At 46.8% G+C, this 14,406-nt stretch carries 15 protein-coding genes; 6 read left to right on the top strand and 9 right to left on the bottom strand.

Annotated elements, in window-relative coordinates; genetic code table 11:
* Window positions 1–16: 16 nt before the first annotated feature.
* Both fldB and ACXAGX_RS00260 read right to left on the bottom strand, forming a co-directional pair.
* Entirely contained in the window at window positions 17–559 is a 543-nt protein-coding gene (fldB, locus tag ACXAGX_RS00265) for a flavodoxin FldB (protein WP_474821623.1), read from the bottom strand.
* Window positions 560–569: 10 nt separating this feature from the next.
* Window positions 570–2,435, bottom strand: coding sequence for a metallophosphoesterase family protein (locus ACXAGX_RS00260; RefSeq protein WP_474835942.1), 1,866 nt, complete (start codon window positions 2,433–2,435; stop codon window positions 570–572).
* Window positions 2,436–2,684: 249 nt separating this feature from the next.
* Between ACXAGX_RS00260 and ACXAGX_RS00255 the strand changes: the two genes are divergently transcribed.
* Entirely contained in the window at window positions 2,685–3,812 is a 1,128-nt protein-coding gene (locus ACXAGX_RS00255; RefSeq protein WP_474835941.1) for a hypothetical protein, read from the top strand.
* Between the two features lie 180 nt (window positions 3,813–3,992).
* Here ACXAGX_RS00255 and dps read toward each other — a convergent pair whose 3' ends face one another.
* Both dps and msrA read right to left on the bottom strand, forming a co-directional pair.
* On the bottom strand, window positions 3,993–4,505 hold the full coding sequence (gene dps / locus ACXAGX_RS00250) for a DNA starvation/stationary phase protection protein Dps (RefSeq protein ID WP_474821613.1): 513 nt from the start codon (window positions 4,503–4,505) through the stop codon (window positions 3,993–3,995).
* 330 nt (window positions 4,506–4,835) lie between these two features.
* Complete coding sequence (msrA, locus tag ACXAGX_RS00245; protein ID WP_474821610.1) at window positions 4,836–5,372, bottom strand: peptide-methionine (S)-S-oxide reductase MsrA; 537 nt, start codon at window positions 5,370–5,372, stop codon at window positions 4,836–4,838.
* A gap of 155 nt (window positions 5,373–5,527) precedes the next feature.
* On the opposite strand from msrA, the gene ACXAGX_RS00240 reads away from it, so the two are divergent.
* From ACXAGX_RS00240 to ACXAGX_RS00230, 3 genes are all read left to right on the top strand, one after another.
* On the top strand, window positions 5,528–5,926 hold the full coding sequence (locus tag ACXAGX_RS00240) for a thiol-disulfide oxidoreductase DCC family protein (RefSeq protein ID WP_474835940.1): 399 nt from the start codon (window positions 5,528–5,530) through the stop codon (window positions 5,924–5,926).
* Window positions 5,923–6,660, top strand: coding sequence for an SDR family NAD(P)-dependent oxidoreductase (locus ACXAGX_RS00235; protein WP_474835939.1), 738 nt, complete (start codon window positions 5,923–5,925; stop codon window positions 6,658–6,660). The genes ACXAGX_RS00240 and ACXAGX_RS00235 overlap by 4 nt, the downstream gene beginning before the upstream one ends.
* Before the next feature lie 246 nt (window positions 6,661–6,906).
* The gene (locus ACXAGX_RS00230) at window positions 6,907–8,328 is read left to right on the top strand and encodes a sodium-dependent transporter (RefSeq protein WP_070127649.1); all 1,422 of its coding nucleotides are present in this window, start codon (window positions 6,907–6,909) and stop codon (window positions 8,326–8,328) included.
* Between the two features lie 6 nt (window positions 8,329–8,334).
* Here ACXAGX_RS00230 and ACXAGX_RS00225 read toward each other — a convergent pair whose 3' ends face one another.
* Entirely contained in the window at window positions 8,335–9,177 is an 843-nt protein-coding gene (locus ACXAGX_RS00225; protein ID WP_474835938.1) for an NAD-dependent epimerase/dehydratase family protein, read from the bottom strand.
* A gap of 24 nt (window positions 9,178–9,201) precedes the next feature.
* Here ACXAGX_RS00225 and ACXAGX_RS00220 point away from each other — a divergent pair, with 24 nt between their 5' ends.
* Window positions 9,202–9,420, top strand: a complete 219-nt coding sequence (locus ACXAGX_RS00220; RefSeq protein WP_474835937.1) for a hypothetical protein — start codon at window positions 9,202–9,204, stop codon at window positions 9,418–9,420.
* 355 nt (window positions 9,421–9,775) lie between these two features.
* On the opposite strand, the gene ACXAGX_RS00215 is transcribed toward ACXAGX_RS00220, so the two are convergent.
* Entirely contained in the window at window positions 9,776–10,576 is an 801-nt protein-coding gene (locus tag ACXAGX_RS00215; protein ID WP_474835936.1) for a DUF2884 family protein, read from the bottom strand.
* A gap of 335 nt (window positions 10,577–10,911) precedes the next feature.
* On the opposite strand from ACXAGX_RS00215, the gene ACXAGX_RS00210 reads away from it, so the two are divergent.
* Window positions 10,912–11,103 (top strand): hypothetical protein, encoded by a 192-nt coding sequence (locus tag ACXAGX_RS00210; protein WP_070127639.1) that lies wholly within the window; start codon window positions 10,912–10,914, stop codon window positions 11,101–11,103.
* A 61-nt stretch (window positions 11,104–11,164) separates the two neighbouring features.
* Here ACXAGX_RS00210 and ACXAGX_RS00205 read toward each other — a convergent pair whose 3' ends face one another.
* From ACXAGX_RS00205 to ACXAGX_RS00195, 3 genes are read right to left on the bottom strand one after another with little or no spacing between them, the layout of a single operon-like run.
* Window positions 11,165–12,505: a mechanosensitive ion channel family protein gene (locus tag ACXAGX_RS00205; RefSeq protein ID WP_474835935.1), complete on the bottom strand. Its 1,341-nt coding sequence runs from the start codon at window positions 12,503–12,505 to the stop codon at window positions 11,165–11,167.
* A gap of 2 nt (window positions 12,506–12,507) precedes the next feature.
* Window positions 12,508–13,398 carry an acyltransferase gene (locus ACXAGX_RS00200; protein ID WP_474835934.1) on the bottom strand — a complete coding sequence of 297 codons (891 nt, stop codon included), beginning with the start codon at window positions 13,396–13,398 and terminating at the stop codon, window positions 12,508–12,510.
* Window positions 13,395–14,309, bottom strand: a complete 915-nt coding sequence (locus ACXAGX_RS00195; protein WP_474821577.1) for an acyltransferase — start codon at window positions 14,307–14,309, stop codon at window positions 13,395–13,397. The genes ACXAGX_RS00200 and ACXAGX_RS00195 overlap by 4 nt, the downstream gene beginning before the upstream one ends.
* Between the last annotated feature and the right edge of the window lie 97 nt (window positions 14,310–14,406).

Raw genomic sequence — 14,406 nt, 5'->3', positions numbered from 1 at the left:
CCCGATAAAGCGTCATTCATTCGCTGGCCAGCTCATCAAGTAACTGATGACACCAGCGATTGATGCGTTGCTCTGACAAATCATACTGATTTTCATCGTCCAGGCTTAAGCCTACAAATTGTGATTTATCTTCGGTAAGCCCTTTAGATTCAGCAAATTCGTAGCCTTCATTAGGCCAGTATCCAATGAATCTGCAACCTGAGCCCGATAATGCTTCATGCAGCATGCCCAGGGCATCCTGAAACCAGTCTGCATAGCCGTACTGATCGCCTAAACCGTAAAGTGCAACGGTTTTGCCCTGCAAATTCAGTTTGTAAACATCTTCCCAACTGGACTCCCAGTCTTCCTGAAGCTCACCAAAGTCCCAGGTTGAGATACCAAAAATGAGAATATCAAAATTTTCAGCCTGACTGAGCGCAGTATCTTTGATGTTGAAAACGCTGACTACCGGAGCATCAAAAATCTCATTTAACTGTGCTTCGATTTTCTCTGCGGCCATTTCTGTATAACAGGTGGTGGAGCCATAGAACAAACCGATAGACAGGGCTGAATCACTCATTGCTTGACCTCTAATCCTCTTTTCGGGGCGGGAATTCTACCGTATCGCCATTACTACACAATGCTTTGCACACTACAATGGTGTCGTTCTCGTGTAAAACAAGTTGTCCGATGGCAGATTGATTAAGCAGTGTTTTGCCGTGCAAGCCTGCGGGTGGACGGGAGCGCACCGACATATTCCGTCGCCGGGTAAAGATGTTGAGTGGCGACTTGTGTCCATAAAGCCAGCGGTTGATGCGTTCCAGCCAGCTTAATAAGCCGTCAGGAAAGGCGTTCTTAATGCCACTACACGTGAATTGGGTAATATGCGGGCTGTTACGTTGAAAACGCAGGCGCACATCGTATACAAATGAATAATGCACATCGCCGGAAAGGATGATGAATTCAGGCGGCGTACGATAATGGCGAAAAATGTTCAAAATGACATTCGCGGTGCCTTTGTGCGCCATCCAGTTTTCAGCATCTACGGTGAGCGCTTTGCCGAAAAAAGTGAAAACTTTCTGAATAGCCTCTATGGCTTTTACCCCGTAAATGGGCGCTGCCGACACCACAATCACCGCTTCTTTGCCAATGAGTGCTTGCTGAAATTCACACAGCATTTCCCAGTCCATCAGGCCACTGGGCTTATTCAAACTGGACTCCGAGCGCCAGCGTTGGGTGCGGGTATCCATGACATAAACCGGAGGCGATGTCTCAAGGGTATAGTGCCATTCGCTGAAATCGAACAATGTGTTGATGAAACTATCATGTTGCTCAATGCCCTTGGCAGTAAATACCTCACCGGCTTCCTCTGCCACAGCTCTGAATTTATCCGGCTGGTTGCCCCAGCCCTGACAAAGCCAATAGCCCATTAACGCATTACCTACCATCCGTCGAGATAGCGGATGTCCATATACTTCCTCTTCCCAACCCCGGGTAAGATTCCAGTCGTCTGTGACGTCATGGTCATCAAAAATCATATACACAGGTATGTGCGCCATAGCGCGGCGTATTTGCGGAAGTGTTTCGATAAAGCCGTCTAAAACTTGTTGTTCCTGATCAAACTGAGCGCGAAAGGCTTCCTGAATTTGATTGCTACGAATGGTGGCGCGTCGCCACATTACCGGTGACCAAACCAGAAGGTACATGGCAAAAATTTCGGCGAAAGTGATGAGGTGATTCTTGGCGTTTACCGATGTGAACACCGGCTTTTTCTTGGCACCAAAAAACAGTTTCGACAACGCGGTGTTCATGGCAATTTTGGGCAGCAGGTCGTCACGACGATAGAAATTCAACTCATGATCTGGCAGTTCATCACTGTGAGAAACCACGGCCCCCTCTAAGGCTTCACCAAAAAGTCCGAGTTCTGCGATAACTTGCTGAATAGCCATTAGCATGGGCCCGGCTACATCATCGCTATAAACCTGATCGCCGGTGAGCAACAGCATGTCTGGCCGTTGTGCATTTCCATCAAACTCAGATTGAATAAGGTCGTGAACCCGAATCAGCGCATCGGTTTCATGATGATGGGGTTTTCGGCAAGAGCCATGCAGGACATTGGTGAGCGTTGATTGCCAGACAAAACTCAGTGATTGCTGTTGTGCAAAAAGCAGTTCTTCACACTCGTTGCGCCATTCACCGTTAAGCGCATCGTTGTTGAATTCGAGCCCATAGTGGTAGCGTGTTGCTTCTTCAAGTCCGTCTTCGACACTCACTTCAAGTAATGTAACAAAAGCGTGTTTGCCCGCTTGAATGGTGTGTGATTGAGTGGGCGTACCTTCGCCATTCAACGTAACGTTAATCGCGGTGCGTTCGCGGGTAACTAACCACAATACAAAACCATTCTGATGAGTATGACGTAAAAGTGGTCCGGCGATCACCAGTGGCAGTGACGACATAGCGGGAAGAAGCTCCTGTGAATAGAGTAAAAGTACTTTCAGCAACGTATGTTACCGTATCTTGTAGCATTTGGACCATTGCTTGTGTTTCATATTGTTGCTGACACAACCGCGGATTTTATATCATGGTGCACAATAAGTGCCGTGAGCGCCGGTTGAATGTCAGCGACTTATGCACTACGCGCACTATGTGTTCAGCGATTTCGCCACTGCTGACGTAGAAAAACTGCAGAATACCAAGGAAACATCATGACTAAGATTTCAGGTGCTACAGGCGTTGCCGTATTGCTGTTAACAGCATGCAGCGAGCAACCGCCGATGATTGAGCCTGAGCAAAAACCGGTATCGTTGCAAGTTGCGGGTAACTGGATAAAAGGCGGTAATGATGAGGTGATGACAGACCCTCAAACTTCGGGTTTAACCGTGTTCGAAGATAAATTGGTCACACTTTCTGATGCCAGTGCTAATGCGGAATTGCAACGCCGATTGCATTTTATTAACCCTGAATCATCAACGGTGGAAAGTGAATCAGAAAAGATGCGCTTAGGTACCGTGGTGCGTCGCAGTTGCTTTGCCGGCTATTTGGCAGATGAGCCGGACCTGGAAGCGCTTGTTGCTGACCCCATTCAGCCCGGCGTGTTTTATACCGTAACGGAAGATGCCACCAGAACAGGCGCGCTTTCGACCCGTTGTCAGAAACGCTACCAGAATTCAGGCTCTACAGATTATCCCTCGCTACTTGTGCGACTTGAGCAAAATGAATTTGGCACCACCATGACCGGCGTCAGACCACTCCAATTTGCAATAGAACTTGGTGTGGGTGATTACCCTAATGATGGTATAGAGGGGCTCGCGATGGGGCCAAATAACCAGCTTTATTTGGGATTAGAGAAAGACGCAAATGGCCAGCCACGGGTATTTTCCCTTACATTCACTGATGCGTTTTGGAAAACCACTGATTATGCCTCGGTGTTAGACCCCGGGCTAAACTTGCCTCAATTTGATAGCGGAAATCACCCTGTAAATGGCATGACGTATTACACAACAGATTCTGGAGAAGGCTACCTGTTGGCAGCGGCCAGAAACGACAATGAATTGTGGGTTATTTCTACGGCTGCAGACAAAGCCGCGAAGCGTGTGGCGCTGAGTTTTATCGCTCCCGCTGACAATGGTGTAGAAGGGTGTGAGGCTACGGAGATTATGGACAACGCCTCAATTGAAGGAATCGCGGTACTGGCAGACACGCTGTGGATGATTAATGATCCGTGGAAAGAAAATTATCTGAAGAACATTCGCTGTGAATCAAATCGGGAAAATTATGAATCCATGGCGCCATTGTTGTTCTCCACGCCAATTAATCCACAATGGTTTGAATAATCGTCAAATTCAGTACTGTTTAGGTTTCCCGTTAAAGGTAACTGCTACATAAAATAAAAAAAGCCATTACCGCGAGGTAATGGCTTTTAAACAAAATCCAATCTGTTCGCCCTTCACTGGGCGCCCATTTTTTACCAGTTTAGTAATACTGTAATTCAATATTACCTCACTTGAAGAATGTTACTGGCTAAGGTCGCCGTTTGCTGACTCGAGGTGAGCACGGACAAACCACTGATATTGTTCCAGGTCGGCTAACTGACCCGTCACCATATCTTCTGAAACAGCATCAAGTTCTTCAAGTTTCTCGATAGCGGCACGGTGATCGGCGTTTACACCGTTGTACACTTTATCCAGCGCAGCTAAGTGATTCATCACCAGGTCTTTACCCAGTTTATAGTCATCCCAAGAACGCTTACTTACGATAGCTTGCGGCGTACCTTCTGGCACACCACCCAAGGTAGCGATACGCTCAGCAATGGTATCTGTCATGTCGCGAACGCCATCTACTTGTGGGTCCAGCATTTCGTGTACGCCAATGAAGTTAGGGCCAACCACGTTCCAATGGATATGCTTCAGAGTCAGTTGCAGGTCGAGTAGGGCTACCAGGCGCTGTTGTAAAACGGCAATAGCCTGTTCAGCAGATTCATTCTTCATACCCGGTGCAGTAAATGTAGCGACGTTACTTGTGCTCATAAAATTCTCCAGTTCATAAATGATGACTGCGCCACCCGTGTGGTCCGTGCAGTCTTGAAAGTTACTAGAGATATTGCAAAGGGTATACCGCACTGCACGTTAATTCGCTGAAGCCCTTTTATAGCGCTGGCTGCGAGAAGAATGAATGATTTTTAATGTCTTTTTCGTACTTGAAAAAGCGCGTTGCGCCGCTGTGACTGTGTAAATAGTGCAAACAAAAAACCACCGGTTCAGACGATTTTACACACAATAATTGGGGGTGATTAAATCGTAAGAAAACCGGTGGTTTTGTCGACGTGGATGAACCACGTCAAAAATCATAACTATTAATTAGCGTAGGCGCTCAGCAAAGGTTTTTTTGAATTTCGCCAGCTTGGGCGCCACCACCATTGCGCAATATTGATTTTGCGGATTATTCTTAAAATAATTCTGATGGTAATCTTCAGCTGGGTAGTAGTTGTTAATTTCAGTGACTTCGGTAACAACTGGATCTGGCCAAATTTGCTCTTCATTGATTTCAGTAATGATCTTCAGCGCTTCAAGTTTCTGCGCTTCTGAATGGAAGAAAATCGCACTGCGATACTGAGGTCCCACATCGTTGCCTTGTCTGTCTACCTGAGTGGGATTATGCAAGGCAAAGAAAATTTCCAGAATTTCTCGGTAACTGATTTTGTCTTTATCAAACTCAACGCGAACCACTTCTGCGTGCCCTGTATCTTTTTTGCACACCGCTTCATAGCTTGGGTTTTCGACGTGACCGCCGGCATAACCGGAAATGGCACTTTCCACACCGTCAACACTATTAAAAGCCGATTCAATACACCAGAAGCAACCGCCGCCGAGGGTTGCTGTTTCAATGGACGCCATTCTAAGCTCCTGTAAGATTTCAATTGCTATAATGTGGTTACTATCGTTCTCAACTTCAACCTATTGTTACGGTTTTTTAATCCCCCGCAAAGGCAGGCCCGTTTAAACTAATCGTAATTCATCTACCCTGGGTTTCCGGGAAGCGGAGGAAATGAATGATTATTTTCTACGATAGTTATTGTCCATTATGCTGCGCTGAAATGGCGCACCTGAAGAAACGAGACCACCATAACCGTATTGAGCTGGTTGATATCAATCAGCCTGGTTTTACAGAACGCTACCCATCGTTAGACTGGCAAGCGCTTAATAATCGTATTCATGCACAACGAGACAATGGTGAGTTTGTCACAGGTTTAGATGCAACCCATGCCGTTTGGCAGGCCGTTGGCAAAGGCTGGTTGTACGCCCCATTGCGTTGGCCGATTATTAGACCCATTGCCGATATGGGCTATAACTGGTTTGCTAAACATCGTTACACCATTTCATATCTACTGACAGGCAAACGACGAACCTGCGACAGCGGCTCCTGCAATCTTCCAGAGGATTCGAAATGACAATGGCGCATATGGTAATAGGTGCAGGCGGCGCCATTGGTCAGGCCCTCACTGCGGCGCTTGCTTCCCGTTTTCCTGAAGACACAATACACGCTGTGGCTCGCCATGCCTCTGTCACCCCTGAGACTGCACAAAATGTGCGGGCCATCACGATGGATACCGGTGACGATAAAGCTGTTGGTACGTGGTTACAAGAATTGAAATCCCAAGGCGTGCAATTTCAACGAGTGGTATGCACCGTTGGTGTATTGCACGGCGACGTCGACGGGGTAAATTTACAGCCAGAGAAAAAGCTGGAAGATTTATCTGCCGACAAACTCATGGCCTACTTTGCGGTGAATACCATTATTCCCACCCTTTGGGTGAAAAATCTGGTGGGATGCATGGCAGATGAGCATAGCTCGATAACCTGTCTGAGTGCACGGGTTGGCAGCATATCGGACAATCAGCTCGGCGGTTGGTATGGCTATCGGGCCTCCAAGGCCGCGTTAAACATGATGCTAAAAACAGCTGCCGTGGAATATGCAAGACGTAGCAAGGGCACCGCACTGGTTAGCTATCATCCCGGCACCGTCGATAGTGGGTTATCTCAACCTTTCCAAGCCAATGTCCCCAAAGGCAAACTGTTTACCCCTCACTTTACCGCAGAGCGATTAATGGCGTTTCTCGATAACGTCACGCCCGCTCACTCTCCCTACTTTACAGATTGGCAACATAAGCCTATCGACTGGTAGCGTAAATATTCGCCACACCCCGCGTAAACAGGCCATTCCAGCTGACTGATGCGAGACTTTACACAGGGACGCTGATACTATTCGCCGTTACTGTTTGCGAACTTGCCAAAAACTTGCGAGTGTAAGCAGTGTGGGGAAGGTGAGGCCATAAAATTATTAAAAACGGCCGTAACACGTGTGGTAAACAAAACAACACAAAAAATCATCACCACCCGATTATAACAATAAGTGAAGAGGAAAGATGATATGAGCGGGGCGAGAGAACAGTTCGGATCGCGCATCGGATTTATTCTGGCAGCAGCTGGATCGGCAGTCGGTATTGGTAACCTGGTTGGGTTTCCTGTTGGCGCTGCTAAAAACGGTGGCGGCGCGTTTTTATTGATGTACGCCATTTTTGTTGTGGCGATCTGCTTACCTGTCATGTTGGCAGAAATGTCGGTTGGGCGTCATGCCAAGAAAGACCCTCTGGGGGCGTATCGTGTCATCAGCGGGAATTCGACGGGCTGGAAACTCGCGGGTTGGTTATCCGTTATCACGCCATTCATGATTGCCGTGTTTTATTTGGTTATTACGGTATGGATTTTTGGTTATCTGTACGAGATTGTCACCGGCGATTTAGCGGTGCTCGCCGAACCTGAAACGTTCGGTAACTTTATTAAAAGCGAGAGAATTTTTATTTACATGGCCGGCGTATTGGCGGTGGTGTATCTGATCCTGCAAGGCGGGGTGAAAGACGGTATCGAGAAAGCCGCGAAAGTACTCATGCCCACGCTATTTGCCATGCTGGTGGCATTGGTGATATTCGTTTTAACGCAAGATAACGCCATGAAGGGTGTTGAGTTCTACCTTATCCCAGATTTCGACAAAATTAACGCTGGCGTGATAAACGGTGCGCTCTCCCAGGCATTCTTCTCGCTGTCATTGGGTATGGGTATCATGATTACCTATGGCAGCTACATTGATAATCGTTCCGATGTTCCGGGCTCAGCAAAGCTGGTGGCACTTACCGACACGGCGGTCGCTTTTATTGCCGGTCTGATGATTCTCCCTGCAATTTTCTCTTTCGACCCGAATACCGATCCTAGCCAATTGAGCGAATCGTCTATCGGCATGATATTCAGCTTCCTGCCGCAAATTTTCCTCGCACTGCAAGATTCGTTCGGTTACACCGGCGCGAGTATCGTGGCAGCCGTGTTCTTCCTGCAGGTTTTCTTCGCCGCTATTACATCACTGGTTTCTATTTTTGAAGTGCCAGTGGCGGCGCTGATGGACGAGAAGGACATGGGGCGGAAGAAAGCCCTGTTCATTCTTGGCCTCATGATGGTGGTACTGGCCGTGCTGTCGGCGTTATCGTTTGGTTATAACGCATTCTTGTCGAGTTTTGTGAGTTATGCGGGACAGAGTAAGTCATTTTTTGATGTGATTTACGATGTGTTTTACGACACTATTCTGCCGTTGAACGGTTTCTTAATTTGTATCTTCGTGATTTACAAATGGAAGAAAGTGAATTTTAATAAAGCGTTGGATGAAGGCGCTGAAAATTACAAAGGTAGCTTCTTCGAGAAGTATGTGGATTTTTCAGTAGGTACGTTCATTCCGGTTATCCTACTGGCGGTATTCATCAATACCGTTGCCTTGAAATACTTCGGCCACAGCCTTTTCTTTTAAGGCTGGTTAAAGCATATCGTAGGGGCTGGCAAACTTCGGTTTCAGCCCCAGCATGTTCCAGTACATCTCACTGAGTATCTTTTTCCCACCGATTCCTTTTTCTGTATTTGCGGTAAATTCAGGGGGTTCTAATCCCAGTTTTTCACACGCCCAGGTGTAATACTCGTCACGACGAGGGTGGTTAATGGCGCATAATTGCATGAGGGCACCGGGCTGGCTCGAACCGCACGCTAAAATGGCGTGAAGGGCGCACACCACATCCTCAATATGTACCAGGTTTATCGCTTGCTCACCTTTGTTCAGTTCCTTTCCTGCCAGGTACTTGGCAGGGTGCCGGTCTGGGCCAACCAGGCCTGACAATCGCAGCACATGAATATTGGGTCTTTCCATTTCAATCAGAAACTTTTCCAGTTCACAGTGAGCCTTACCTGAGTCGGTAACGGGAGATACCGCCGCAGTCGTGTCCAGTTCTCCCTCGGCATCACCAAAAACCGATGTGGTACTGATAAAAATAAGCTTATTGGCCCCCGCGTTCAAAAGACTGCTCATGAGTTGCTTCATATTGGTAACAAAGGATTCGTCCAACTTTTTCTTGCGGCCAGGCGGAATGTTCAGGATCACGGCGTTGTTACCACTTTGCGTCGCCAGTTCCAGTAGATCATCTCCGAGAGAAAAGAGAAAGGGCGACACGCCAAGCTCTCTGAGTTCAGGGACGTTATTTTCAGAGCGCGTTGTACCGAGTATTTTCATAGCAGATGCCGAACGGGCAAAGTGTTTACCCAACCACCCACAGCCACACAGGGTGATGCCGGACTGTGGTACGTTTTGTGGTGCAGATGCCTGTGACATTGTTCAGCTCGCTCAATGGTGGAAATGAAGACTACATTAAAACCGTCTTGCCCAATAATTTCCAGCATGATCGCGTTTGTGTGTTTGTTTCTGCTTTCACTACCAGTATCTGTGAAACAGAAAACGCCGCTTCGCATTACCAAACAAGCTAGCCTGTACGATGCCGGTACCTCAGAAGCCGAGGCGCTAACTGTGCTGACAAACAGCCCATTGGAGATCGCCAATTCAGTAAAGGAGTGCTGAGTGGTGTTAGCTGATCCTCACATTAAACACATTGTAAGGTGATTAAAAACGGTATATTTTTTAATCATGCAGCATTTAGAATTTGATGAACAAAAAGCCAACCTAATCTCATAAAGCACTAGCCGTTTTCTCTGATAAGCATCACCATTTTTGCGAGTCAAACGGCTTACCCATCGGCGACATAATTGAATTTCCTGGGGTAATTAAGTTGGCTGAGGCTTCAGACCCCGAAGGTAATAAGGTATCGTTTGTACAAGACATTTCGCAGTAATTGTCAGTGCATCCAGCAATGGTAAATATCGGCAGCATACAAACGCATTAAATCGTTCGCAGGCTGCCTGGCCAAAAATAACCACTACATCAGCATTTCTTCACCGCGTTCGATGGTCAGCATGTTCAGGCTTTCGAGGCCAGGAATATGCTTCTGCATTTTGTTTTCTGCGTAGTCTGCTTTTTTCAGTATTTCACATAGTTCGTCTGCACGGGCCTCGATGGCAGAAGACTTGGCTTCAACCCGTTGCTCGAAGTCTTCTTCCCAATTTTCCATATGCTGTTCGAATTCTTCAAAATCGTCGTCGCCTGCCAGCATGGCCTTACCTACAGCGATGAGTAGACGACCCGTTGAGTTAGCGATGATATCTTCCACTTTTTCTTCGTACTTGTCTTCCCAGCGCTCAGAAACCCAACCGTTATCGTCGAAATCTTCACTGGAAATGCGCATTTCTCCGTCTTCGTCATAGAAGTGAGTGTTCATTTCGGTGCGCAGGTCGGTAAACATTTCATCCAGATCTTCAACAAGTCCGTTATCTGCTCCCAGTAATTCGCCGAATGCCTCATTGATGGCGCCGCCAGCTAACTCCAAGGCATCGTAGGTGATATTCAGGGTCATCGGTACGGCCATTTCAATTTGCTGATAATAACGGGTGACATATTGTTGTTGGCTGTTGTTTAGAGAAACCGTTTGACCATTCAGCGAAAGGTGATGGGCAGGGGTAATGACAATTTCCTGGTCGTCAGGCGTGTTCAGTGTTAATACGCCTTTTTGCCAGCTCACGTCGCCCTGCATGCTGATATCGCAGCTGCCTGCCCCGATATCGGCAAACGCCGGGGTTGTAGTTAATGCAGTGGCAATGGCAATAGCAGCAAGTTTCTTCATGATGTCATCCTTTAAAATGTATATGGTGCCGTGAGGCTATTGGTTTTACTGTGTGTTTCGCTTTAGATAGCAATGCTGAGGCCAATTTTAATTTTCATTTTAATTCAGCTGCTTAGGGTGTTTTTATCGGACTGAATAGGTTATTCGTTAACTGAGAATTAGTGAAATGACGAACTAATTAGCGTAATTGACCAAGATCAAATAACCGGGTTAGCAATGCATTTAGATTACGCAATAAGTAAAATTTGATGCATAATAAGTGTTCAGTTTATGCCTTTCGTTAATGCTCTGAACAGCGCAGAGTTGTAACGAAATGAATCTAAGGGTTTGAGAATATGAGCGAGTGGATTACAGCAGTAGGTTTCGGTGCATGTGTGATGGCATTTGCACTGGGTTTAGCCAGCATCATCATGGGCTTTATGACAGCCAAAGCCGGTGCTGAGGGCATGCAGGAAAAAGTGGAGTATGGCTTTTTTGGCGTATCTGGACTGGTGGTCTGTGTATTGATGGCTTACGCCATACTCTGAATATTTCGCATATCAAAAACGGCGCAGAAAGCGCCGTTTTTTGTATCTGACAGTTAGCAAATTATCGTTCGCTACTTTTTTCTGTTTCATTGTCCGATTCTGTCACATCGGCTTTGTGTTGAATGCCCGGATGGGGCGCATTAGCGAACGGGTCCCAGTTCATTAAGTGGCTATCGCGTTGGTAAGCGCGCAATCCGAACATGGGCATCATAGCCAGAATGTGGTCGAAAATATCAGCCTGAACTTTCTCATACTGCACCCACTCTTTCTTGCTACTGAAACAATAGATTTCCAGTGGTAATCCCAGTTCGTTCGGTGGCAGTTGGCGAACCATCAGGTAAAGCGACTGATTAATGTCTTTGTGCTTTTTCAGGTACGATTCAAGATAGGCCCTGAACGTCCCGATATTCGTCATACTGCGTTTGTTCAATAAATCGGTTTCATCGATGGAACTGTCTTTGTGATATGCCTGCAACTCACTGACCTTGTTGTCGATATACTCAGTGATATAACGAATATGGCGAAATCGATCCAGCATGTCTGCATCGCACAGTTTTACCGAATGAATATCGATATACACCGCGCGTTTGATGCGTCTACCGCCAGACTCCTGCATGCCACGCCAGTTTTTTACCGCTTCTGTGGTCAGTGAATAACTCGGTAATGTGGAAATGGTCTTATCCCAGTTCTGAACCTTCACGTTTGTCAGACCAATTTCAAGGATCTCACCGTCTACTTCAAACTTGGTAATTTGAATCCAGTCTCCGGTATTAAACATACGGTTGGCAGCGATTTGGATCCCCGCTACAAACCCTAAAATGGTATCGCGGAAAATCAATAGCAACACCGCAGCCAGTGCGGTTAAGCCTGACATGATGATGAGCGGGCTTTTGTTCACCACCAGCGAAATACACAGTAAAAGAACAATCACTGAAAAAGCGAGTTTAGCAACTTGAATAAAACCGGTGATGGAAGCGCGCTTCGCCAGGTAAGACGCGTTGTAGACGTCTTGCACGGTATTTAATAAAGCAAAAATACCGAGTAGGGCGGTGAGCATCATGTAAAGCAGAGAAGCTTTAAGCATGAAGCCGTATATCAGATTGTCTTCGTTTATCAGTACGGGGGTGAGCAAAAAGATGACCAGTGCGGGCACCAGGTGAGTTAGTCGCCGGAAGAAACCGTGGCTGTACAGTGCGTCATCCCAACTGTTGCGGCTTTTCTTTACCAACATCGCCACCTGCACTTTCAGGATCACGCGACTGATCACATAGAACGTGAGAGCGACTATGAATATCGCAATGATACCAAGACTGTTGTAGAGAATCGTGTCTGTGGTGAGGTCGGGAAAAATGTCCTTAACAGTATGGACGAAGATCTCTCTGATCGAAGATGCAATTTGCACGTTCAGGGCTCCAGTAACTGGTGAATTCGAGTGTCTTTTTCTGACCACAATTCGTTAAGCCAGGTTTGAAACCGGCCGCGGAATGCGTCATCGCTGAAATAATCCCCCCGGACTGCTTCTGGCACATCGAGTACATTGACGTCGATGATGATACGCCGCATCTGACCGCTCAACATTGCCATCATTGGGTGTTTTACGTCGCCAGGGTATAACAACGAGATATCCAGCAAGTTAGTAAAAAGGTGGCCCATGGTAGCAAGAGTAAATGCGATACCCCCTGCTTTTGGTGGCAATAAATGAGCAAACGGACTTTTTTTACTTTTATGTTTCACGGCAGTAAAACGCGTGCCTTCAACGAAATTAATGACGGTTGTTGGTTGTGCCTTGTACTTTTCGCAAGATCGTCGGGTTGTTTCAATATCCTGCCCCTTTCGATGAGGATACTTTTCTAGATAACTGCGCGAATATCGCTGCATAAACGGCATTTCCAGAGCCCATGCACCCAAACCGACAAAGGGTAGCCAGATAAGCTCTTTTTTAAGGAAAAACTTGGGCGGGGGAATACGACCCTTCGATAAATTAATCAGCAGAACAATATCCAGATAACTCAGGTGATTTGATATCAGTAGATACCAATTGCGTGGCGATAAGGTGCCATCGATACGCACATCTACTGTGACCGGATTAAAAAGTTTAATCAGCAGCACACTGCATGCCCCAAACGCCTGCATAGCCGGGTGCATGATGCTGATCAAAAGTGTACGAATCGCCGGGAACGGCAATACCAGTTTCAATATTCCGCATACGATTATGATCGACGCCCAGAAAGCTAGGTTAAAGATCTGAAGCGGTGTGTGAATGAGAAATATTAGAGGGGCTAACAGCTTTCTCATAGCGGAGCCTGCGTTGAGTTTAATGCGTCAAGGTGGGCATCCTTCGCTTTCCAGCGCTCATTCAACCACTGTTGGAATCGCGCTTTTTGCGCCGGATCAGAAAAATACGTGTCGTTGAAAAAGCCGCCTTCAATGATTTCTTTAATGGGCGTTACTGCCACATTCACACGAATTTCCTTCACCTTACCGCACACAAAGTCCCAATAGCTAGGCACACCCCCGGGGTAATCTATGGTGACATCTATGAGTTTATGTAACTGCTCGCCCATGGCACTAAGCACAAATGCGATGCCACCGGCTTTCGGCTTCAACAAATGCGTGAAGGGAGATTGTTGTCGCTGATGTTTGGCTACTGTAAACCGCGTTCCTTCAACGAAATTCATGATGCTGACAGGCTTGGATTTGAACTTCTCGCAGGCTTTCCGAGTGGTTTCCATATCTTTGCCTTTTAGATGCGGATTTTTCGCCAGGAACGATTTGCTGTAGCGACGCATAAACGGGAAGTCGAGCGCCCACCAGGCGAGTCCAAGTACCGGTACCCAGATGAGTTCTTGTTTTAGGAAAAACTTCAAAAATGGAATTTTGCGGTTGAAAATCCGTTGGAGAACCAGAATATCTACCCAGGACTGATGATTGGCCACTACCAGGTACCAGTCGTCGGGTTTTAATGTGCTAATTCCGTTTACCGTCCATTTCGTACTGCTCAGCAGGCGCTGGTTCAGGTTGTTCACACCTATCCACGCGGTTGCACACGCGTCCAGTGGGTAAGAGACCACGCGGCGCCAAAGTGCAATTGGCGGTAGTTTGAGCAGCGATAAGATAAAAATCGGGATAAACCAGAAAACAGTATTGAAAAAGTAGCCAAGCACTGACACAGTGCCACGCAGATTATAGCCAACCGTTTTAAGCATTGTTATTTACCTCTGAAATTTGGCCGTTAGTGTAAACGATGTTGATTTAAAATCCATTACACCCTTTACTGTGAAATCGGGATTTAGCAATATTTAG

The organism is Alteromonas sp. ABV4_515 (genome assembly GCF_056160345.1).
Note: the sequence above shows the minus strand (reverse complement) of the source record. Positions and strands in the feature narration are given on the sequence as shown.